Source organism: Pseudomonas sp. NFACC08-1, assembly GCF_900106735.1.
In the GTDB taxonomy this organism is placed as follows: Bacteria; Pseudomonadota; Gammaproteobacteria; order Pseudomonadales; family Pseudomonadaceae; genus Aquipseudomonas; species Aquipseudomonas fluorescens_Q.
The window spans coordinates 41,516-64,015 of sequence record NZ_FNNL01000010.1; the positions used below are offsets into that span (position 1 = coordinate 41,516).

Sequence of the window (22,500 nt, forward strand, 5' to 3'; positions counted from 1 at the left end):
CATTGAATCTGGCATAACCGGGATTGAGGTTTTAGGGCCGCTTCGCGCCCCAGCGGGAGCAAGCTCCCTCGCCACAAGAGACATTCAATCGACTCAAACCGTGATCATCTCCCGCACCTTGGCTGTCAACAAATCAAACGTGAATGGCTTGGTGATCATCTGCATCCCTGGGTCAAGGAAACCGCCGCGTACCGCTGCATGTTCCGCGTAACCGGTGATGAACAGTACCCGCAGGTCCGGGCGGATCTGCCGGCCGATTTCTGCCAGTTGCCGGCCATTCATGCCGGGCAGGCCCACGTCGCTGATCAGCAGGTCGATGCGTTGGCCTGACTGGAGGATTGGTACTGCGCCGTTGGCATCGGCCGCTTCCACAAAGGCATAGCCCAACTCGCTCAACACCGCGCTCACGAGCACTCGCACCGCTGGATCGTCCTCGACGATCAGCACGGTCTCACCGTCCTGCGCATGCGGTGCATGTGGGGTGGTGGCCTGTGGTTCGTGTATTTCCTCGCCGCGAAAGCGCGGCAGGTAAAGGTTCACCGTGGTGCCTTTGTCGACTTCGCTGTCGATGGTCACATGCCCGCGCGATTGCTTGCTGAACCCATAGATCATCGACAGGCCCAGCCCGGTGCCCTGGCCGATTGGCTTGGTGGTGAAGAACGGATCGAACGCACGACCGATGATCGCTTCGGGCATGCCGCAACCGCTGTCCTGCACGCTCAGCACCACATAGTCGCCGGGTTCCAGGTTGGTGTAGGCGTCGGTAAAGTCGGCGTCAAGGTGCTGGTTGCAGGTCTTTACCACCAGGTTCCCGCCATTGGGCATGGCATCCCGGGCGTTGAGGACCAGGTTGAGCAGGGCGCTTTCCAGTTGGTTGGGGTCGGCTTCGGCGACCCAGAGCTGCTCGTCCAGCTGCATGTCCAGGTGGATGCTTTCGTTGAGGCTGCGTTGCAGCAACTCGCCCATGGACAGTACCAGCGTATTCATCTGGACGGCCTTGGAGTCCAGTGATTGCCGACGGGAAAACGCCAGCAGGCGATGGGTCAGGCCGGCGGCGCGGTTGGCCGAGGTCACGCCCAGGTCGATCAGGCTGTCCAGGTCCTCGGTGCGGCCCCGGGCCAGGCGCCGGCGCAGCAGTTCGAGGCTGCCGATGATCCCGGTGAGCATGTTGTTGAAGTCGTGGGCGATACCGCCGGTGAGTTGGCCGACTGCTTCCATTTTCTGTGACTGGCGCAATGCCTCTTCGTTATGGCGCAACTGGGCGGTGCGTTCTTCCACTTGCTGTTCAAGGGTTTCAAGGGTGGTTTGCAGGCGCAGTTCGCTGTTGCTCAGGTCGATCAGGCGGTCGCGGGCTTCGTACTGCCTTCGACGACCTCGCAGGGCGGTGGTCACCAGGCTGATCAGGGTCACTGGGTGGAAAGGGCGCTCAAGGAAGGTCACGTTGCCCAGTTGCGTACCGATACGCGCCGCCGGGTTCTGTTCCGGGCCGCCGTGATGGGTCAGCAAGACAATGGGCAGGTCAGACCAGGCCGGCTGCTGCTCGATGTACAGGAACAGCGCTTCCAGATCAGGCCCCACCAGCGCTTCCGAGGAAATCACCAACAGGCCGGCACCTTTTTCCAATTCTTCGCACAAATGGCCCAGATGACGGCAGATGAGGCCGGCAAAACCGGCTTCATTGAGGATCATCAAGGCGATCTGGCTGTCCCGTCCCAGCGGCGCGAGGATCAGCGCCCGCTCGGACAGGGGCTCGGCCAGCGTCACCGGTGTTCATCCCTGAGCAGCGGGTTGCTCTCGCCCACATAAGAGGGAACCCCTCGCAAGACACCTTGGAACGCCTCGAGCGGCTCGCCGATGGTCATGCCCAAGCCGCTGATGCGGTATTCGCGGATGGTCGACTCATGGCTGCCCGTGCGTTTCTTGATGATGGAGATCGCCCGGCGCACCTTGCCCAGTGCTTCGAAATAACGCAAAAGAATCACCGTGTCAGCCAGGTAAGTAATGTCGACGGGCGCCTGCATGTCGCCGACCAGACCGTGCTGTGCAACAGTCATGAAGGTCGCCGCGCCCTTGCGGTTGAGGTAGAGCAACAATTCATGCATGTGCAGGACCAGGGCGTTCTCCTCCGGCATGGCCGCCTGATAGCCATTGATGCTGTCGATGACCACGGTCTTGATGTCTCCCTCATCGACACAACGGCGCACGCGGTGGGAGAACTCACCCGGAGACAGCTCGGCGGCGTCCACTTGTTCGATCAGCAGGTTGCCGGTCTCTTGCAGGGCTTGCAGGTCGATGCCGATGTTTTTCATGCGTTCGAACAACAAGCCCAGTTCTTCATCGAAGATGAACAGCGCGGCTTTCTCGCCGCGATGTACGGCGGCGGCGGCAAAAATCAGCGCTATCAGCGACTTGCCGGTCCCCGCCGGGCCGAGAATCAACGTGCTGGAGCCGGTCTCGATACCGCCACCCAGCAGGGCGTCCATTTCGCCGATGCCGCTGGAGAGTTGCTGGCGCAGGTATTGGCCTCGGTGCTCGGCGGCCACCAGGCGTGGGAAGACATGTACCCCGTCGCCCATGATGGTGAAGTCATGGTAACCGCCGCGGTATTTCTGCCCGCGATACTTGACCACCCGGATCCGCCGCCGTTCGGCGCCATAGTTGGGCGTCAGTTCTTCCAGGCGAATCACCCCGTGGGCGACACTGTGGACGGTCTTGTCGAGGGACTCGGTGGTCAGGTCGTCGAGCAGCAGGACCGTGGCGTCGTAGCGCACGAAGTAGTGCTTGATCGCGAGGATCTGGCGACGATAGCGCAAGGAGCTTTGCGCCAGCAGGCGGATCTCCGACAGGCTGTCGAGCACCACCCGGGTCGGCTTGACCCGTTCGACCACTTCGAAGATCTGCCGCGTCGCTTCGCCCAGCTCCAAGTCCGAGGAGTACAGCAGGCTCTGCTGGTGCTCGGCATTGAGCAGGCTTTCGGGCGGGGTCAGTTCGAAAATATGAATGTTGTCGTCCAGCGTCCACCCGTGGGAGGTTGCGCCCTGACGCAGTTCACGCTCGGTTTCCGATAGCGTGATGTACAACGAGCGCTCGCCAGCCTTGGCGCCGGCCAACAGAAAATGCAGCGCGACCGTGGTCTTACCAGTCCCTGGTTCCCCCTCGAGCAGGAACACATGGCCGCGGGACAATCCACCGGAAAGGACATCGTCCAGTCCTTCGATGCCGGTGGCGGCTTTTGCACTGATCAACTCGTTAGATGTAGACAAAAATAGCCCTCTCATGACTAGGGAAGTGGGCAGCAGGCGGGGTAACGCCTGAATTCAACTGCCTGAACACTTGACCTTTGGCGGTGATGGCGGTTCCGCTTACATCGATAAAACGCGGTGTATTGCACAACTTTCGGCGTGCAATGAGGGCCTACAGACCAATGCCAGTCAGCTAAGCGAAATGAAGCCGAGCAGTAACCCCGTGGCGAGGGAGCTTGCTCCCGCTGGGTCGCGAAGCGGCCCTGTTTTGGAGCTGCTGCGCAGCCCAGCGGGAGCAAGCTCCCTCGCCACGGTTTGTGTGTTTGCCCAAGGTTCCAGCTGACAAAAGTTAGGCATTAGGCCTACAGGCCTTGCTGCAGCGCCGGGTCATCGGGGTTCAACTGTTCAAGTTGCGCCAGCAGGATTTGAACATTCTGCAATTGGCCGGTCTCCTTCCAATAGTTGATCAGCAGCACCCGTGCCTTGCGGTCGGCGGGATAGCGCTGGACGATTTCCTGCAGCTGTTTCTGCGCGGCTTCCACTTCCTGCTCGGCATGCAGGGTGGTCGCCAGGTCATAACGGTAATGGCGGTTCTCGGGCTCCAGCTCCACCGCTTTTGCCAAGCCGAGCACTGCATACTCGTTCTGGCCGTGTTGCAGCAGCCACATGCCCAGCGCATGTTGCAGATAAGCCGACGCTGGCTGGGTTTGCAACTGTCGGGCGAGCAATAATCGCGCAGCTTCGCTTTGGCCCTGTTTGTCCAGTACCTCGATCTGCATGACCAGTGCTGGCAGGTTGTCCGGTTGCAGGCGCAGGGCCTGTTCAAGGGCCCGTTGGGCTTTCTTCAGTTCGGCGTTGTGCAGGTGCAGTCGGGCGAGCTGGCAGTGGGTCTCAGCGGTTTTCGGACCGTCCTCAAGCACCTGTTCCCAGGTGTCGATGGCTAACTGCATCGCCCCGAAATACAGGCCGAGATCATCCGGCGACAAGCCCAGCAGCGCGTTCACGGCGGCGAACCGGACGTTCTGGTCATCATCATCCAGGAGCGGGCCGAGCAACAGGCTGCGCTGGCCTGTCGGTACCAGCCCGACGACGCTGCCGATGGCGGCTCGACGCACGTCCGGCGATTCGTTGTGCAGGTCCGCGTCCGCCAGCTTCAGGGCTTGGGGGCTGGGGTAGTTGGGCAGTTCCGCGTGCAGCAACACGCGGCGCTTGGGCGAGAGGTCTGGGCGTCCCAGTTGCTGGTAAAGCATGCGCGCCGCTCCCGGCTGTCCGTTGCGGGCGCTTTCCAGGGCTTCACTGTAACCACGCTTGATCGCTTCGGGGATTTGCGGCGTGGTGCTGCGTAGCCATAGCGCGACAAGACCGATCAACAACAGGACACAGAGGCTGAGGAGCAGATAGCGGCGGCGAGGCGAGGGCATGCAGGGAATCCATTACCAGAAGCGTGAAATGCCGCAAGCTTCGGTCAGGTGGCGGCTTGAGTCAAACCTTGTCACAGCGGTAGCGGAGCTGTGGGGTCGAGCTTGCTGGTGATGGCGTCGGTTCAGCGATATCGATATCGACTGACCCACCGCCATCGCGAGCAAGCTCATTCCCCACAATGGGCTCTTTCACGCTGGGTCGTGGGCGATAGGCAAAAAAAGCCCCGCGTCCAAATGAACGCGGGGCAAAGAATTGGTTGGTTGCGGCCAACCAAAGGAGCTCGGTTGAGCAGGGCGGGTCAGTTGCTGGCAACGGTTTCCGGTTTCCAGCCGCCGCCCAGGGCCTTGTAGATCGCGACGATACCGCGGTACAGGTCCACTTCGGCCTGGGCCTGGGTGTCTTCGGCGGCCAGGCGTTCGCGCTGGGCGTCGAGCAGCACGAGGAAGTCCACAGTGCCTTCGCGGTAGCGAATCTCGGCCAGGTCGGCGGCGGCACGGCTCGATTCACTCTGGCGGATCAGCGAGATCAGCCGTTGTTGACGCTTGCCGTAGTCACTGAAGGCGTTCTCCGATTCTTCCAGGGCCAGCAGTACTTGCTGTTCGTAGGTCGCCAAGGCGCCGTCCGCCTCGGCGTCGGCACCGCGCAAGCGAGCCCGCACGCTGCCCAGGTCGAAAGCGGCCCAGGTAATGCTCGGGCCCAGCGCCCAGGCGTTGGCCGCCGAGGAGCCGATCTGCGAACCGCGTCCAGCCGTGAAACCGAGGAAACCGCTCAGGCTGACCCGTGGGAACAGGTCGGCCTTGGCCACGCCGATGCGCGCCGTGGCAGCGGCCAGTTGGCGTTCGGCACTGAGAATGTCCGGGCGTCGTTGCAGCAGTTCACCCGGGTCGCCGATGGGCAGGGCCTTGGCGATGGCTGGCAACTGTTTCGGGCTCAGGTCCACGCTGAGTTTGTCTGGGCGCTCGCCCAGCAACGTGGCGATGCGATTGCGTTGGCGCACCTGTTCGGCCTGCAACTGCGGCACGCTGGCTTCCACCGAGGCCAGGCGCGCATCGGCGCGAACCACGTCGAGCTGATCACCGACGCCGGCATCGCGCAGGCTTTCGGTGATCTTGCGCGAATCCTGCTGGTTCTTCAGGTTCGCCAGGGCGATTTTTTCCCGTAGTTGGGCGCCGCGCAGTTGACCGTAGGCATCCACCAGCTCGGCGATCATCGTCACCTGCAACTGATAGAGATCCGCTTCGGCCGCCTGCTGATCGGCGTCGCTGGCTTCCAGGTTGCGCTGGATGCGCCCGAACAAGTCCAGCTCCCAGGCCATGTCCAGGCCGAGGTCGTAACGCTCGGTGTTGACTCGTTCGTCTGTCTGCCCCGTCGGGATCTGGCCTTTGCCCAGGTTGCTGCTGGCACGGCTGGTGATGGTCGGCATGGCGTCATTGCTGGCGTCATCGCGAATCGCCCGGGCGGCCCGCAAACGGGCGAAGGCCACGCGCAACTCGCGGTTGCCTTCCAGGGAGCGGGTCACCAACGCGTTAAGGGTCGGGTCGTCGAACTGCTGCCACCAGATGCCTTCGAACCGGGCACGGTCGAAATTCTTCTGGCCGGCGGCGCCGTCGGTGGCGGTGGTGATATTCGCCGCCTCCGTTTGCGGGGCCTTGTAGTCCGGGCCCACGGCGCAGGCACTCAAGGCCAATACCAGCAAGCTCGGCACGAACGCTTTCAAACTCATTGTTGCGCCTCCAGTTTCAAAGCCCGGGCCGCCTTGCGGGCCTCGCTGCGCTCGACGAAGTTGCGGATCAGTACATAGAACACAGGGGTGAGCAGCAGGCCGAAGAAGGTCACTCCGAGCATCCCGGAGAACACCGCCACACCCATGGCATGGCGCATTTCCGCACCTGCGCCGCTGGAGAACACCAGGGGCACCACGCCCATGATGAAGGCGAAGGAGGTCATCAGGATCGGCCGCAGACGCAGGCGGCACGCTTCGAGGACCGCCGCCAGCGGGTTCATGCCTTCGAGCTGTTTATCCTTGGCGAACTCGACGATCAGGATCGCGTTCTTGCAGGCAAGCCCCACCAGTACGATCAAGCCGATCTGGGTAAAGATGTTGTTGTCGCCGCCGGAGAGAATCACCCCGGTAATGGCCGACAGCAGGGTCATCGGTACGATCAGGATCACCGCCAATGGCAGGCTCCAGCTTTCGTACTGTGCCGCGAGCACCAGGAACGCCAGCAGTACGCAGAGCGGGAACACGAACAGCGCGGTGTTGCCCGAGAGGATCTGCTGGTACGTCAGGTCGGTCCACTCGTACGTCATGCCGTTGGGCAATTCGTCCTTGAGCAGCTTCTCGATGGCTTTTTCAGCCTGGCCGGAGCTGTAGCCCGGGGCGGCGGCACCGTTGATTTCAGCGGTGATGAAGCCGTTGTAGTGCATCACGCGATCTGGCCCCGAGGTGTCGCTGACCTTGATGAAGGTCGCCAGCGGGATCATTTCGCCACGGTTGTTGCGCACCTTGAGCTGGCCGATCTGGTCCGACTCGAGACGGAATTGCTGCTCGGCCTGGACGTTGACCTGGTAGGTGCGACCGAAGCGGTTGAAGTCGTTGGCATACAGCGAACCCAGGTAGATCTGCAGGGTGTCGAAGATGTCGCTGACGGCCACGCCGTGGGTCTTGGCTTTTTCACGGTCGATGGCGGCATCGACCTGGGGCACGTTCACGGTGTAGCTGGTGAACAACCCGGCCAGTTCCGGCACGCTGCGGCTCTTGGTGATGATGTTCATGGTTTCTTTGTACAGCTCGTCGTAGCCCAGGTTGCCCCGGTCTTCGATTTGCAGGCGGAAACCACCGATCGTGCCCAGGCCCTGTACCGGCGGTGGCGGGAAGATCGCCATGTAGGCTTCCTGGATCCCGGCGTACTGGCCGTTCAAGGCGCCGGCGATGGCACCGGCCGACATGCTCGGGTCCTTGCGCTCATCGAAAGGCTTGAGGGTCACGAACACGATGCCGGCGTTCGGGCTGTTGGTGAAACCGTTGATCGACAGGCCCGGGAAGGCCACGGCGCTTTCCACGCCCGGTTGCTTGAGGGCCAGGTCGGACATGCGCTTGATCACGTCTTCGGTACGGTCCAGGCTCGCGGCGTCCGGCAGTTGGGCGAAGGCCACCAGGTACTGTTTGTCCTGGCCGGGCACGAAACCGGTCGGGGTGGTGGAGAAACCGAAGAAGGTCAACACCATCAGGCCTGCATAGAGCACCAGGGCGATGCCGCTGCTGCGAATCACTCGAGCGACGGTGCCCACATAACCATGACTGGCGCGCTCGAAGAAACGGTTGAACGGACGGAACAGCCAGCCACCGAAGACCTTGTCCAGGAACTTGGAGAAACGGTCCTTGGGCGCGTCATGGCCCTTGAGCAACACCGCGGCCAAGGCTGGCGACAGGGTCAGGGAGTTGATCGCCGAAATCACCGTGGAGATGGCAATGGTCAGGGCGAACTGTTTATAGAACTGCCCGGTCAGGCCGCTGATGAATGCCGCCGGAACGAACACCGCGCACAGCACCAGGGCGGTGGCGATGATCGGGCCGGTCACTTCGCCCATGGCGCGCTTGGTCGCTTCCACCGGGGTAAGCCCCAGTTCGATGTTTCGCTCGACGTTCTCCACCACCACGATCGCGTCGTCCACCACGATACCGATCGCCAGTACCAGGCCGAACAGCGAGAGGGCGTTCAACGAGAAGCCGAATAGATGCATCACGGCGAACGTACCGATCAGCGATACCGGCACCGCCACCAATGGAATGATCGAGGCGCGCCAGGTCTGCAGGAACAGGATCACCACCAGCACCACGAGAATCAGTGCTTCGAACAGGGTATGTACCACCGCCTCGATGGAACCGCGGACGAAGATCGTCGGGTCATAGACGATGCTGTAGTCCATTCCCGCCGGGAAGCCTTTCTTCAGTTCTTCCATCTTGGCGCGAACGTCGTTGGAGATCTGGATAGCGTTGGAACCCGGGCGCTGGAAGATCGGGATCGCCACTGCCGGCTGGTTGTCCAGCAGCGAACGCAGGGCGTATTGGCTGGAACCCAGTTCGACCCGGGCGATGTCCTTCAGACGAGTGATCTCACCGTTGGCACCGGAACGAATGATGATGTTCTCGAACTCTTCCTCATTTACCAGGCGCCCCTGGGTGTTGATCGACAGCTGGAAAGCCTGGGCATTGGGCGCTGGCGGTGCGCCCAGGGCGCCGGCAGCCACCTGGCGGTTCTGTTCACGGATCGCGGTGACCACGTCGGTGGCGGTCAGGTTGCGTGAAGCGGTCTTGTTCGGATCCAGCCAGACCCGCAGGGAGTAGTCACCCATGCCGAACAGTTGCACATCACCCACGCCGCCCAGGCGCGCCAGCTCATCCTTGATGTTGAGCAGGGCGTAGTTGGACAGGTAGAGCATGTCGTAGCGTTTGTCCGGCGAGGTCAAGTGCACGACCATGGTCAGGTCGGGCGACGCCTTGTCCACCGTGATGCCGATCCGGGTCACTTCTTCCGGCAGCTTGGGCTCGGTTCGGGTGACGCGGTTCTGCACCTGCACCTGGGCGTTGTCCAGGTCGGTGCCCAGGGCGAAGGTGATGGTCAGGGTGATCTTGCCGTCAGCGGTGGATTGCGAGGACATGTACAGCATGTTCTCGACACCGGTGATGGCCTGCTCCAGGGGGGCGGCCACGGTTTCGCCGATGACCTTGGGGTTGGCGCCCGGGAAGTTGGCGCGCACGACCACGGTCGGCGGCACGACTTCCGGGTATTCGCTGATCGGCAATTGGAACAGCGAGATGGCGCCAGCGATCAGGATCAGTAGCGAAAGCACTGCTGCGAAGATCGGCCGCGAAATGAAGAACTGGGAAAATTTCATCTTGGATTCAGTCCCTTAACCGCGTGGGGTCGCAGCGGCCAATTTGCCAGCCGCCCCTGACGCGTCCTTGGATGGCGCGACTTGGGGCAGGTTGCTGGCTTCGAGCGCTTTACGTTGTTGTGCCAGGGCGGCAATGGTTTCATCGCTGGCCATCGGCACGGTTTCAGGCGTGACCGGTGCCCCCGGACGAGCCCGTTGCAGCCCCTTGACGATGATGGTGTCGTTCTTGCTCAGGCCGCTGCGCACGATACGCAGGCCTTCGATTTTCGGACCCAGCTCAACGGCGCGGTAGGCCGGCTTGTTCTCGGCGTCCATCACCAGCACGAATTTCTTGCCCAGGTCGGTGCCGACGGCTTCGTCGTTGATCAGCACGGCGGCGTAAGTACCGCTGCCCACCAGCTTCAGACGGGCATAGAGGCCTGGGGTGTAGGCGCCGTCCTTGTTGTCGAACACGGCACGACCACGGATGGTGCCGGTCTGCGGATTGACCTGGTTGTCGACGAAGTTCATCTGGCCCTGGTGCGGGTTGCCGTCTTCGTTGGACAGGCCCATGTAGACCGGCGTGGCCTGGCCGCGCTGGCCCTGGCGGGCGAGTTGGGTGTACTTGAGGAAGACACGTTCGTCGGCGTCGAAGTAGGCGTAGACCTTGTCCGTGGAGACCACGCTGGTGAGCGGGGTGACGTCGGCGGTCACCAGGTTGCCGGCGGTGATGGCCGCCCGGCTGACGCGACCGCTGATGGGCGAGGTCACCCGGGTGAAGCTCAGGTTCAGCTTGGCCAGGTCCAGTTGCGCCTGGATGGCCGCGGCGGCGGCGCGGGCTTCCTGGGCGGCGCTGGTGCGCGAGTCTGCCAGTTCGGCGGAAATGGCGTTGCTCAAGCGCAGGCGTTCGCCACGCTGGGCTTCGTTTTCGCTGCGGGTGGCAGTGGCGCGGGCCTGGGCCAGTTGGGCTTCGAGACGACGTACTTCAGCCTGGAAAGGGCGCGGGTCGATCTGGAACAACAGGTCGCCTTTCTTGACCAGCGCGCCTTCGGTGAAGGCCACTTCGTCGATCTGCCCGGAAACCCGTGGGCGGATCTCGACGGTTTCCGGCGCCTCGAGGCGGCCGGTGAACTCATCCCATTCGTTGACAGGTTGCTCCAATACCTTGGCCACACTGACTTTGGCCGGCGGCATGGACGCTGCCGTGTCGGGAGTCTTGCCGCAGGCGCTCATCACCAGCATCGCCAGCAGCGCGAGGGGAAAACGCAGTTTTGAAAGTGAATGTTCCATGGATAGCATCCGCCAATGTATTGAGAATGGGCGGATGATGCGTGGCGCAAGGCAGAGGAACGAATCGAATGAAGCAAAGGTAACTATCATTCGGAATGATATAAGCCATCGATGAGGGCTCTAGTTCAGCGATGCTATTCATTCGATGTTGAACTGCATGTGGCGAGGGGATTTATCCCCGCTGGGTTGCGATGCAACCCTGAATCCAGCCACCGCGTCATCTCAGGTTGGTTGCACCCTGCCTTTGGGGCTGCTGCACAGCCCAGCGGGGATAAATCCCCTCGCCACAGCCTACTGCGGCAAATAGAGGTCATGGATATGCTTGACCGTCCCATCCGCGCGAAGCGCTTCAACCGCCTCGCGCAAATCCTCGACCATTTTTGGTGAGCATTGCTTCGAGCAGGCCAGGTATAGATCGGCGCTGCTGCCGACCGAGCTCATGAGCAGTTTGCGTTTAGACACCTTCGGCCAGATGTATCGACTCTCCGGTACACCGTTGAACCACGCATCGATACGCCCCATCAACAGCATCTGGGCGGGATTGTCGCCGATGGCCAACGGATAGATCTGTTCATCACTGAAGCCTTCGCTGCGCAGGATATCTTCCTGTGCACTGCCCAGGCCGACGCCGATCTTGCGGTAGGTTTCCTTCGCTTGGGCGAAGCTGCTCACCCGTCGTTCGAGGCTGAAAAAGGCACGTTCCATGGGCATGATCGAGGCAATCCAGGTGAAGCGATCTTCACGAGTTGGGATGCGCGACAGGGGGGTGATCAAGTGGTCATGTTCTTCACTGACATGCTTTTGTGCCCGGGCCCAGGGAAGTACATGGACCTTTACGGTGTACCCGGCCCTGGTCATCGCCGCCACGGCGACATCGCCCACGATTCCGTGACCCCTGGGGTCGTTGACGAACGTCAGCGGCGGTGCGTCGGGAAAGTGCAGTTCAATGACCGGAGATTCGGCGCTCGCTCCATGGCTAGCCAGCAGCGGCAGTAACAGACAAAGCCGGTAAAGCGCTTTGGTTGATGCGTTCAAAACGCGTGTAGTCGGGCTCATGGACGATACTTCAGGCATTGAAAGGGGGGCGCCAATTCCGGCGTACGAGGCGCCGGAAACAACGTCTACAGGCCAGCTTTTTTTATGATGCGGCGCATGATGCAGCGATCCGGCAGGATTCGCCAGAACCGTTCCATCCCATCATGTCAGTGCCGCCTTGGTCTGACTGTGTGCTTCTGAAGGTATAGTTCATTTGCTCGGCTAAAGCGGCTAATTTGGATGTGTACCTGCACGACGGGCCTGCGGTGCATGATCCTGCCGCGAAAAACCCGTCGCTCCCGGTGTCGCTTGGACACGGTCTGTAGGGTTTTCTTGCCGCAAGCGCGGCGCTACGATGGCCCAACCTCACACGTTAAGAGGATTCTCGATGAGCCTTTCTCCATTCCACCTGGCGATTCCGGTCTACGATCTTGCCGCCGCCCGTACGTTCTACCGTGAAGTGTTTGGCCTGGAAGAAGGCCGTTCCAGCAGTCAGTGGGTCGACTTCAATTTCTACGGTCACCAACTGGTGATTCATGAGCAACCCAAGACCGCTTTCCAGGAAAGCGCCCAGAGCAATCCGGTGGACGGGCATGATGTGCCGGTCCCGCACTTTGGTGTTGTTTTGGCTTGGGAGGCGTGGGAGGCACTGGCTGAACGATTGAGATCTTTCGGCACGGAGTTTGTGATTGAACCCTACGTCCGCTTCAAAGGGCAGGTTGGCGAGCAAGCCACGATGTTCCTGTTCGATCCTTGTGGCAATGCCCTTGAATTCAAGGCGTTCAAGGATATGAGTCAGCTTTTTGCCAAATGACACGGACAAATCGGAGCCCTTGTGACGAGGGAGCAAGGTGCGTGTAACGGACGGACGGCTGTTTTGTGACTGTATTCATAGCTGGTCACAAGTTGTCATCCCTCGCAGGGATGCGTAAGCTGCTCCCATGAATCAGCCAACATCACCTTCGCCCAGCACTCGCGGCCCAGCCGATCATGACATTCGCGACCAGATTGTCGCGGCGGCCAACGAGCATTTCAGTCAATACGGCTACGCCAAGACCACCGTGTCTGACCTGGCCAAGGCCATCGGCTTTTCCAAGGCGTACATCTACAAATTCTTCGATTCCAAGCAGGCGATTGGCGAAGCCATTTGCTCCGGCTGTCTTGCGAAGATCGTTGCGGCCGTGGAGGAGGCCATCGGCGAGGAAGGGCTCTCTTCGACCGAGCGCTTTCGCCGCCTGGTCAAGACCCTGATTACCACGGGGATCGACCTGTTCTTCAATGATCGCAAGCTCTACGACATTGCCGCATTCTCCGCGTCGGAGCGCTGGCCCAGCTCCCAGGTGTATGACGCACGGATCAAGCAATTCGTGGTGCAGGTCGTACGGGAAGGGCGCGAAAGCGGTGAGTTCGAACGCAAGACGCCCTTGGATGAAACCGTCGAAGCGATACACCTGACCCTTCGACCTTTCGTCAATCCTCTATTGCTGCAGTACAGCCTCGATCATGTCGAGGTGGCGCCGACGCTGACCGCCAACCTCATCCTGCGTAGCCTGATGCCCTGAGGGACGGCTGCGACGAGCGGCCGCCCCGATTCAGAAACGACTTCCTTGCCTTCGGGTTGTACCTGACCGAACGGTCTCTTTTTGCCTATTTAGTGACTGTTGACAATAATGGTCACGTGAATGAGTATGGCGTCGACTTTCAAGTGATCCTTCTTGCGATGCTTCTGCGGGTTCACGTTCAGGCCGTCGGAGGACGTCTAAATGACCAGTTTTGCTCAGGTGCTGGCGCAGTTTGATCCGAGCGTGCCGTTCGTTGCTCCAGCCAATTGGCAGCAGGGCCGGACGATCTTCGGTGGTCTTTCGGCGGCGTTGTCGTTGGAAACGGTTCTGCGCGAGCGCCCACAGGGCTTTCCTCCGTTCAAGTCTGCGCAGGTTTCATTCATAGGTCCGGTCACGCAAGCCCAGACGTTCGATACAAGCGTGTTGCGCGAAGGGCGATCCGTGACTTCGGTGTCTGTCGACTGCAAGTCGGGCGATGAGCTGGCGTTGCGCACGACCTTGCTGTTCGCTCAGCCACGCGCCAGCAGGATTACCCATGAGGCATGGGGATGCCCGTTGGTGGAGCAGGCGTCGCGGTACGCCACGCTGGCGCTGGACAACACCATTGCGCCTGCCTGCGCCTTCAACTTCGAAATGCGCCCTGCGGGTGGGTCATTGCCGGTGTCCGGGGCTACAGATCCCGAGTTGCTGATGTGGGTTCGTCACCTGGATGCCCAGGGGGTAGACCCGGCGGTGGCTTTGATCGCCCTCGCTGACAGTCTGCCGCCCGCCGCGATGACCTGCTTCACAGAGCCGGCAGCCATCAGCTCGGCTTCTTGGACAATCGATCTGCCGCAGCCCGCCGTGGCCGGCGAATGGTTTCTCATCAGCGCCTTCAGCCAGCAGGCTTCGGAGGGCTACTCCTTGCAAGATATGGAAATCTGGGACGAAAGCGGTCGGCGAGTGCTTTGGGCGCGCCAGACCGTGGCGATTTTTACCTAATAGAAAAACAAACCGTTCCATCCCCCAGCAATTGTTCCTAGAGTCCTAATAATGAAAAGAATCTTGCTCAAGACCCCCATGAGTCTCGCCGTTGCGCTTGCAACGTCCCAAGTGTTTGCCAGCGGCTTCGCGCTGAACGAACAAAGTATCAGTGGGATGGGCGCGGGTTTTGCCGGGCGGTCCTCTTCCGCTGAAGATGCCAGTACTGTCTTCGGCAACCCGGCGGGCATGTCTCGCTTGAAGAAAGAGCAGGTCAGCCTGGGCGCTGCGACACTGTTTACCCAGAGCGATATCAGCCAGACCCGCAGCACTTTCGGTGGCCGAGAGGACGGTGACATGGTGCCGACCACCACGGTGCCGATGGGTTACTACGTCAAGCCGGTGGATGAGCATTGGGCTGTCGGCGTTGGCTTTTATGTGCCATTTGGTTTGATCACCGATTATGGCAGCGACTTTGCCGGGCGTTATTACGGCAATAAAAGCGAAGTGACGACGCTGACTTTCCAGCCTACCGTCAGCTATGCCTTCAACGACAAGGTGTCGATCGGGTTTGGTCCGACCATCAACCGGATCAGCGGTGAGATCTCCGGGATGGTGCCCAATCCCCTCAGTCCCGGCAGCAACGATGGGAAGCTGAAAAGCAACGGCGACGATACGGCGCTCGGCTTCAACGCCGGCATCCTGGTGCAGGCGACGGACCAGACTCGCCTGGGGCTGACTTACCACTCCAAGGTCAGTTACCACCTGGATGCCAAGTCCAAGCTCACGGGTGGCATTTTCAGTGTGTTGGGGGTAAGTGGCCGCAGCTATGACGCGTCGTTGGACGTGGATACTCCGGAGTCAGTGGACATCTCGCTCACTCATCAGCTCAATGACGACTGGACGATGTACCTGGGAAGTACCTGGACGCGCTGGAGCCGCTTCAAGGAGCTGACCATCGAGAACTCCGGCTTGCCTGCGCTGCTGAGCGGCGCGCTGGGCACCGTCAGCGAAGAACAGGACTGGCATGACACTTGGGCCCATGCCATCGGTGCCGCGTATAAACTCAACGATCAATGGGTCTTGCGCGCGGGCTTGTCGGTCGACCAGTCGCCCGCCAACAACACTAACCGTGGGCCTCGGATACCAACCGGCGACCGCACGGTGCTCAGCTTCGGTGCCGGCTGGACGCCTGTGGAAGAGGTGACGATCGACGTGGCTTACTCCTACTTGCAGGAAGAGAGCGTGCGCATCAACGAAACCTCGTCGACCCGTGGCGCATACAGTTCCAAATACCGGAACAGTGCCAGCGGTTTTGGTACTTCAGTCAGCTATCGCTTCTAGCGCAATAGGGCGTGTGCCGGGAGCCCTTGCAGCTCCCGGTCCTTCGCCGCATCGCATTCATACCCCCATGACATTCGCCATGAGACGCTGGTGAAATCGGCGTGGTGTGGCCCAGGTCAACACCGTGAGCGCCTTGTTGCCGAAGCCGGGCACCACACTCATGCGCCCGGCTTGCAGCGCGCGGATGCCTGCGCGAACCACTGGTTGGGGTTGCATCATCACCATCTTCAGCGCTGGGGTGAGGGTCTGGTTGGCACTCTGCGCAAACCCGGTATCCGACATGCCTGGGCACAGCGCGGTCACGACGACACCGTCGCCCTTGAGTTCCTGGTGCAGCGCCTCGGAGAAGCGAAGCACGTAGGCCTTGGCCGCTGAATAGACCGCGAAATTTTTCACGCCTTGATAGGAAAGCAAGCTGGCGACCTGCAAGATGTGGCCGCGGCGGCGGATGCGCATGTCCTGGGCAAAGAGGCGAGTCATGGTGGTCAGGCTGGCGATGTCCAGATCGATCATTGCCAGGGATTGGTCAATGGCGTGGTCCAGGAACGGGCCCTGCAATCCATGGCCGGCGTTGTTGATGAGCACATCGACTGCAATACCCTGTTGAACCAGTCGCTTGTGCAGGTCGATGACTGCCGGAATCGACGACAGGTCGACTTGTTCGGTGATCACCTCGGTGCCGAAACGCTCGCGCAGTTCTTTTGACAGCGCTTCCAGTTTGTCCAGCCTGCGGGCTACCAGAACGAGGGATTTTCCCTGTGCTGCGTATTGCCGGGCGAACTCCTCGCCAAAGCCGCTTGAAGCACCCGTGATGAGCACCCAGGAATTCTCGTTGGTTTTCATGTGGCTGGACTCCGGTTGTAAAGATTGAAAATAGTGGTGATTGCCTGATCATCGGCTCGCTACCGGCTGCGGTGGCTGTGGCGCTTGCCAGCCGCCACCGAGGGCTCTGAATGCTGCGACCGCCGCCCGTGCCGATTCCGTCCGTGCTTGTGCCCGGGCATCGGATGCCTGGAGCAGTGTCTGGTCGGCGTTGAGGACATCGATCAGGCTGGCCGTGCCTTTCTGATAGGCAATAAAGGATGATCGACGCGCCTCGCTCAATGACGCTTCGCCTGCGGTGAGTGTCGTGGCCTGGGCTTCTCGGTTGACCAAGGCGGAGAAGGCATTCTCGACATCCTCGGTGGCGCGCAACGCGGACTGGCGATAAGCAGCTAGCGCTTCGGCTTCCTGTCCCTTGGCCTGGTCGATCTGGGCGTTGATCCGGCCAAAATCGAACAGCCTCCAGCGCAGTCCCAGCGCGCCCGACGCCTGGCTGGCGCCGCCGGAGAAAAGGTGCCCGGCAGAGACCGCAGTGGCGCTGCCGAGCAACGCGCTGAGGGAAAATTTCGGATAGTACTCGGCGACGGCTTCGCCGATACGGGCATTGGAGGCGGCGAGACGGCGCTCGGCGACGATGAGGTCTGGCCGGCGGCGCAGTAGATCAGCCGGCGTACCCATCTCGCTGATTTGTGGGGGCAGGGGGATGCTACCCGCCTCGGTCAGTTGCGGGCGGTGAGTGCCTGGCGGCGTGCCGAGCATGACATCCAGCGCATTCATGGCGGCGTCCAGCCCGGTTTGCAGGACCGGTACCGTTGCCTGGACCTGGGCAAGCGCGCCTTCGGTCTGGCGGACCTGATAGCTGGCGGCGAGCCCTTTGCTGTAGAGCAACTGGACTTTTTCCAGCAGGTCCTGCTGGGTCTTGACCTGGTGGTTCGCAATATCCAGCCGCGCTTGCAAGCCGCGCAGGGTGATGTAGATGTCAGCGGTCTGCGCGGCCACGGCCAGCCTTGTCGCCGCGGCTCCGGCCTCGGAGGCCTGGTATTCGGCCAATGCAGCTTCGCGTCCGCGTCGCAGGCCGCCAAAGACATCCAGCTCCCAGCTCGCGCCGAGGTCCAGCTCGTAGCTGTTCCCGTACCGATCAAAACCAGGGTTCGAGTTGAGCAATTGGCCCTGCGGCGTCTCGACGGATTGATAGGCGCGTGCGGCCTGGCCACTGATATTTCCCGAGGGCAACAAGGCGGCGTTGGCTGCACCAAGGCCGGCCCGCGCCTGAGCAACGCGCGCCGACGCCTGGGCGAGGTCAAGGTTCTGCTCCAGGGCTTTGGCGATAAAGTCGCTCAGCACCGGGTCGCCAAACCCCTCCCACCAGGTGGTGAGGCTGGCCTGTGTTGTACCGCTCCTTTGCTCGACAGAAGGCTGGCCCAGGAAACGATCCGACAGGACAGCGTTGGGACGCTGATAGTCCGGACCGACCGCGCAGCCGGCCATCAAGCTGACGCTTACTAATAAAGCAAGGGGGCGGAGGGGAGGCATTGCGGTTTCCTCGGGATCGACATTTGTGACCATATTATAGAATGGTCACAGTCTGTCAATTGGTTATGAAGTCCGCTTCGTGGATCCAAGGCCCTTTGTTTGCCGGGGATTATCCGTGAGCCAACAGGGCCAAAAACAAAACTTCAATTGGTGACCATTGACAGTATTGGTCACGAGCGCAAGAATGGGTTCCCCATCCTCTGTCCAGTAAAGGGAACCTATGCTCCGGCTCCGACCTGTCACCCTTGCCGCTTGCTTGTTGCCTCTTGTCCTCACGGCGTGCGGCGACTCATCCACTGCCACCGATCCGCGCACGCTTGCTCCTCTGGTGAGGGTTGCGCAGGTGCAGGGTTCCTCCGTCGGCGCTCGCTCTTTCACTGGCGTCGTGGCGGCCCGCGTCCAGAGCGACCTGGGTTTTCGTGTGTCAGGCAAGGTCCTGGAGCGGTTGGTGGATGCCGGTCAGGCGGTCAAGAAAGGCCAGCCGCTGATGCGTCTGGACCCCATCGACCTGGGCTTGCAGGCGCGAGCCCAGCAAGAGGCTGTCACGGCCGCGCGCGCCCGGGCCAAGCAGACCGCGGACGATGAAGCTCGATATCGCGAACTGGTGGCCGCCGGGGCGATTTCGGCGTCGGGCTATGACCAGATCAAAGCCGCCGCCGATACCGCGAAGGCGCAGCTCAGCGCCGCCGAGGCGCAAGCCGACGTGGCCCGCAATGCGTCCGGCTATGCAGTGCTCCTCGCCGACGCCGATGGTGTGGTGATGGAAACGCTCGCCGAGCCGGGGCAAGTCGTCAGTCCGGGTCAACCGGTGGTCCGACTGGCGCGAGCCGGGCAGCGCGAAGCCGTCGTGCAACTGCCCGAGACCCTGCGACCAGCCGTCGGGTCCAGCGCCCAGGCGACGCTGTATGGCAGCACCAGCGGGGCGGTCACCGCCAGGCTCAGGCTGCTTTCCGATTCGGCTGACCGGGTGACCCGTACCTTTGAAGCGCGCTATGTCCTGGAGGGCGCCCTGGCTAATGCACCGCTGGGCTCGACCGTCACACTGCGTATCGCCGAGGGCGTGGCCCAGGGGCCGGTGCTGCAAGTGCCGATTGCGGCGCTGTACGACCCCGGCAATGGCACTGGCGTGTGGGTCATCGACGGCGAGCCGGCAAAAGTGACTTGGCGTCCCGTCCAGGTCTTGGGCTTGAGCGACGACGCGGCGCGCGTTGCAGGCCGTCTCAACGTTGGTGAGCGGATTGTCGGCCTGGGTGCACATCTGTTGCGTGAAGGCGAGCCCGTCCGGCTGCTTGCACCGGGCGATGTGAACGTCGCGGGGACCCGCCAATGAGCTTCAATCTTTCGGCGCTCGCCGTGCGCGAGCGCGCCATCACGGTATTTCTGATTTTCCTGATCGCCGTCGCCGGGACCTTGGCGTTCTTCAAGCTTGGCCGCGCGGAGGATCCGCCGTTCACGGTCAAGCAACTGACCGTCATTACTGCATGGCCGGGGGCGACGGCGCGGGAGATGCAGGACCAGGTCGCCGAGCCCCTGGAAAAACGCCTGCAGGAGTTGAAATGGTACGACCGCTCGGAAACCTACACTCGTCCCGGCCTGGCTTTCACCATGGTTTCGCTACTGGACCGCACGCCGCCTTCACAGGTGCAGGAAGAGTTCTACCAGGCGCGCAAGAAGCTCGACGACGAAGCCACCAAGTTGCCGGCGGGGGTGATCGGGCCACTGGTCAACGACGAGTACTCGGACGTGACGTTTGCGCTGTTTGCCCTCAAGGCCAAGGGTGAGCCGCAGCGCCTGCTGGTGCGCGATGCCGAGGTGTTGCGCCAGCGCCTGTTGCATGTGGCGGGGGTGAAGAAGGTCAACATCATCGGCGAACAGGCCGAGCGCATTTTCATTTCCTTTTCCCATGACCGGCTGGCGACCTTGGGGGTCTCCCCCCAGGACATCTTCGCCGCACTGAACAGCCAGAACGTACTGACGCCCGCCGGCTCCATCGAAACCAAAGGGCCACAGGTTTTCCTGCGGGTGGAGGGGGCCTTCGATACCTTGGAGAAAATCCGCGACACGCCGCTGACAATCCAGGGGCGCACGTTGAAGCTCTCGGACGTGGCGACGGTTGAACGTGGCTACGAAGATCCGGCCACCTTCCTGGTGCGCAACAATGGCGAAGAGGCGTTGTTGCTGGGCGTGATCATGCGCGAGGGTTGGAACGGCCTCGATCTGGGCAAGGCGCTCGATGCCGAGACGAGCAAGATCAATGAAGACATGCCGCTGGGCATGACGCTGACCAAGGTGACCGATCAAGCCGTGAACATCGATTCGGCCGTCGGCGAGTTCATGGTCAAATTTTTTGTCGCGCTGCTGGTTGTGATGCTCGTGTGCTTTCTCAGCATGGGCTGGCGTGTAGGCGTTGTGGTCGCAGCGGCCGTACCGTTGACACTGGCCATCGTGTTTGTGGTGATGGCGGCTACCGGAAAGAACTTTGACCGGATCACCTTGGGTTCGCTGATCCTGGCGCTCGGGCTGCTGGTGGACGACGCGATCATCGCGATCGAAATGATGGTGGTGAAAATGGAGGAGGGCTACGACCGGATCAAAGCCTCGGCCTATGCCTGGAGTCACACGGCTGCACCGATGCTGTCCGGTACGCTGGTGACGGCGATTGGCTTCATGCCCAACGGTTTTGCCCAATCGACCGCTGGCGAATACACCAGCAACATGTTCTGGATCGTCGGCATCGCCCTGATCGCCTCCTGGGTGGTCGCGGTGGCTTTTACCCCTTACCTGGGGGTGAAAATGTTGCCGGACATCAAACCGGTCGAGGGCGGACATGCCGCCATTTACAACACCCGCCACTACAATCGCTTCCGCCAGGTCCTGACGCGGGTCATCGGCCACAAATGGCTGGTGGCCGGTACGGTGATCACGCTGTTTGTCGTGGCCGTCCTGGGCATGGGCCTGGTGAAAAAGCAGTTCTTTCCGACTTCTGACCGTCCCGAGGTCATGGTCGAGGTGCAAATGCCCTATGGAACTTCCATCGAGCAGACCAGCGCCGCCACGGCCAAGGTCGAAGCCTGGCTGCAAAAACAGGCGGAAGCGAAAATCGTCACCGCCTATATCGGACAGGGCGCGCCGCGTTTCTTCCTGGCAATGGCGCCAGAACTCCCAGATCCGTCGTTCGCCAAGATCGTCGTGCTGACGGACAGCCAGGAGGCACGGGAAACCCTCAAGTTCCGTCTTCGCGAAGCGGTTGCCGCAGGGCTTGCCCCAGAGGCCCGTGTCAGGGCGACCCAGATTGTGTTCGGTCCGTATTCACCGTTTCCGGTGGCCTACCGGGTGATGGGGCCTGATCCGACGAAACTGCGGGAGATTGCCGCACGCGTACAGGACGTCATGCAAGCCGGCCCGATGATGAGGACGGTCAACACCGATTGGGGGCCGCTGGTGCCGACGCTGCATTTCAACTTGGATCAGGATCGCCTGCAGGCGGTCGGACTGACATCCAGTGCCGTCGCCGAGCAACTGCAATTCCTGCTGGCCGGGGTGCCGATCACGGCGGTTCGTGAGGACATCCGTTCGGTGCAGGTCGTTGGTCGAGCCGCCGGTGACATCCGTCTTGACCCTGCCCGGATCGAAGGCTTTACGCTGGTAGGGGCCGCCGGGCAGCGTATCCCGCTGTCCCAGGTCGGCGAGGTGGATGTACGCATGGAGGATCCGATCCTTCGGCGGCGCGATCGTACGCCGACCATCACCGTGCGCGGCGACATCGCCGAAGGTTTGCAGCCACCAGACGTATCGAGCGCGATGCTCGTGCTATTGCAGCCGATCCTCGACACGCTTCCTGACGGCTACCGGATCGAGCAGGCAGGGGCTATCGAGGAATCGGGCAAGGCCAACCAAGCAATCCTGCCCCTGCTGCCGATCATGGTGGCGCTGACGCTGCTGATCATCATTGTCCAGGTGCGTTCGATCTCGGCGATGCTCATGGTGTTCTTAACCGCGCCCTTGGGACTGATTGGCGTGGTGCCTATGCTGCTGATATTCCAACAGCCGTTCGGCATCAATGCCCTGGTCGGCCTGATCGCACTGTCGGGCATCCTGATGCGCAACACGCTGATCCTGATCGGGCAGATCCATCACAACGCCCAAGAAGGGCTGGATCCGTTCAATGCTGTCATCGAAGCCACCGTACAGCGGGCCCGCCCCGTGCTGTTGACGGCGCTGGCGGCGATCCTGGCGTTCATTCCCCTGACGCACTCGGTGTTCTGGGGTACGTTGGCCTACACGCTGATCGGCGGTACGTTCGTCGGCACCCTCATGACCCTGGTGTTCCTGCCGGCAATGTATTCCATCTGGTTCAAGATCCGTCCAGTCCAGCCTGCTCCAATGGAAACAGTACGGCTGGTATAAGCGAG

At 61.5% G+C, this 22,500-nt stretch carries 15 protein-coding genes; 6 read left to right on the forward strand and 9 right to left on the reverse strand.

Annotated features, from left to right (window positions below; genetic code table 11):
- Window positions 1-93: 93 nt before the first annotated feature.
- The 7 genes from BLU76_RS20320 to BLU76_RS20350 form a co-directional block, all read right to left on the reverse strand.
- Complete coding sequence (locus tag BLU76_RS20320) at window positions 94-1,764, reverse strand: response regulator (protein ID WP_092142915.1); 1,671 nt, start codon at window positions 1,762-1,764, stop codon at window positions 94-96.
- Window positions 1,761-3,263 (reverse strand): ATPase domain-containing protein, encoded by a 1,503-nt coding sequence (locus tag BLU76_RS20325; protein ID WP_092142919.1) that lies wholly within the window; start codon window positions 3,261-3,263, stop codon window positions 1,761-1,763. The genes BLU76_RS20320 and BLU76_RS20325 overlap by 4 nt, the downstream gene beginning before the upstream one ends.
- A 341-nt stretch (window positions 3,264-3,604) precedes the next feature.
- Entirely contained in the window at window positions 3,605-4,663 is a 1,059-nt protein-coding gene (locus BLU76_RS20330) for a tetratricopeptide repeat protein (RefSeq protein ID WP_092142922.1), read from the reverse strand.
- Window positions 4,664-4,962: 299 nt separating this feature from the next.
- Entirely contained in the window at window positions 4,963-6,387 is a 1,425-nt protein-coding gene (locus tag BLU76_RS20335; protein ID WP_092142925.1) for an efflux transporter outer membrane subunit, read from the reverse strand.
- The gene (locus BLU76_RS20340) at window positions 6,384-9,563 is read right to left on the reverse strand and encodes an efflux RND transporter permease subunit (protein ID WP_092142928.1); all 3,180 of its coding nucleotides are present in this window, start codon (window positions 9,561-9,563) and stop codon (window positions 6,384-6,386) included. Before BLU76_RS20340 ends, BLU76_RS20335 begins: the two co-directional genes overlap by 4 nt.
- A gap of 15 nt (window positions 9,564-9,578) precedes the next feature.
- Window positions 9,579-10,832: a multidrug efflux RND transporter periplasmic adaptor subunit MexE gene (mexE, locus tag BLU76_RS20345; protein WP_063320940.1), complete on the reverse strand. Its 1,254-nt coding sequence runs from the start codon at window positions 10,830-10,832 to the stop codon at window positions 9,579-9,581.
- Between the two features lie 291 nt (window positions 10,833-11,123).
- A complete protein-coding gene (locus BLU76_RS20350) occupies window positions 11,124-11,888 on the reverse strand; it encodes a substrate-binding periplasmic protein (RefSeq protein WP_092142934.1) in 765 nt (254 codons plus the stop codon).
- Between the two features lie 367 nt (window positions 11,889-12,255).
- Between BLU76_RS20350 and BLU76_RS20355 the strand changes: the two genes are divergently transcribed.
- The 4 genes from BLU76_RS20355 (at window position 12,256) to BLU76_RS20370 (ending at window position 15,733) form a co-directional block, all read left to right on the forward strand.
- On the forward strand, window positions 12,256-12,681 hold the full coding sequence (locus BLU76_RS20355) for a VOC family protein (protein WP_063320942.1): 426 nt from the start codon (window positions 12,256-12,258) through the stop codon (window positions 12,679-12,681).
- A gap of 127 nt (window positions 12,682-12,808) precedes the next feature.
- On the forward strand, window positions 12,809-13,429 hold the full coding sequence (locus tag BLU76_RS20360) for a TetR/AcrR family transcriptional regulator (protein WP_092224075.1): 621 nt from the start codon (window positions 12,809-12,811) through the stop codon (window positions 13,427-13,429).
- A gap of 201 nt (window positions 13,430-13,630) precedes the next feature.
- On the forward strand, window positions 13,631-14,410 hold the full coding sequence (locus tag BLU76_RS20365; RefSeq protein ID WP_063320944.1) for a thioesterase family protein: 780 nt from the start codon (window positions 13,631-13,633) through the stop codon (window positions 14,408-14,410).
- A 51-nt stretch (window positions 14,411-14,461) separates the two neighbouring features.
- Window positions 14,462-15,733 (forward strand): OmpP1/FadL family transporter, encoded by a 1,272-nt coding sequence (locus BLU76_RS20370; protein ID WP_092142941.1) that lies wholly within the window; start codon window positions 14,462-14,464, stop codon window positions 15,731-15,733.
- 57 nt (window positions 15,734-15,790) lie between these two features.
- Here BLU76_RS20370 and BLU76_RS20375 read toward each other — a convergent pair whose 3' ends face one another.
- Together BLU76_RS20375 and BLU76_RS20380 are read right to left on the reverse strand one after the other, a co-directional pair.
- The gene (locus BLU76_RS20375) at window positions 15,791-16,576 is read right to left on the reverse strand and encodes an SDR family NAD(P)-dependent oxidoreductase (protein ID WP_092142944.1); all 786 of its coding nucleotides are present in this window, start codon (window positions 16,574-16,576) and stop codon (window positions 15,791-15,793) included.
- Window positions 16,577-16,624: 48 nt separating this feature from the next.
- Window positions 16,625-18,088: an efflux transporter outer membrane subunit gene (locus BLU76_RS20380; protein WP_092224077.1), complete on the reverse strand. Its 1,464-nt coding sequence runs from the start codon at window positions 18,086-18,088 to the stop codon at window positions 16,625-16,627.
- Between the two features lie 220 nt (window positions 18,089-18,308).
- On the opposite strand from BLU76_RS20380, the gene BLU76_RS20385 reads away from it, so the two are divergent.
- Both BLU76_RS20385 and BLU76_RS20390 read left to right on the forward strand, forming a co-directional pair.
- The gene (locus BLU76_RS20385; protein ID WP_092224078.1) at window positions 18,309-19,418 is read left to right on the forward strand and encodes an efflux RND transporter periplasmic adaptor subunit; all 1,110 of its coding nucleotides are present in this window, start codon (window positions 18,309-18,311) and stop codon (window positions 19,416-19,418) included.
- Window positions 19,415-22,495: an efflux RND transporter permease subunit gene (locus BLU76_RS20390; protein WP_092224080.1), complete on the forward strand. Its 3,081-nt coding sequence runs from the start codon at window positions 19,415-19,417 to the stop codon at window positions 22,493-22,495. Before BLU76_RS20385 ends, BLU76_RS20390 begins: the two co-directional genes overlap by 4 nt.
- Window positions 22,496-22,500 lie beyond the last annotated feature (5 nt).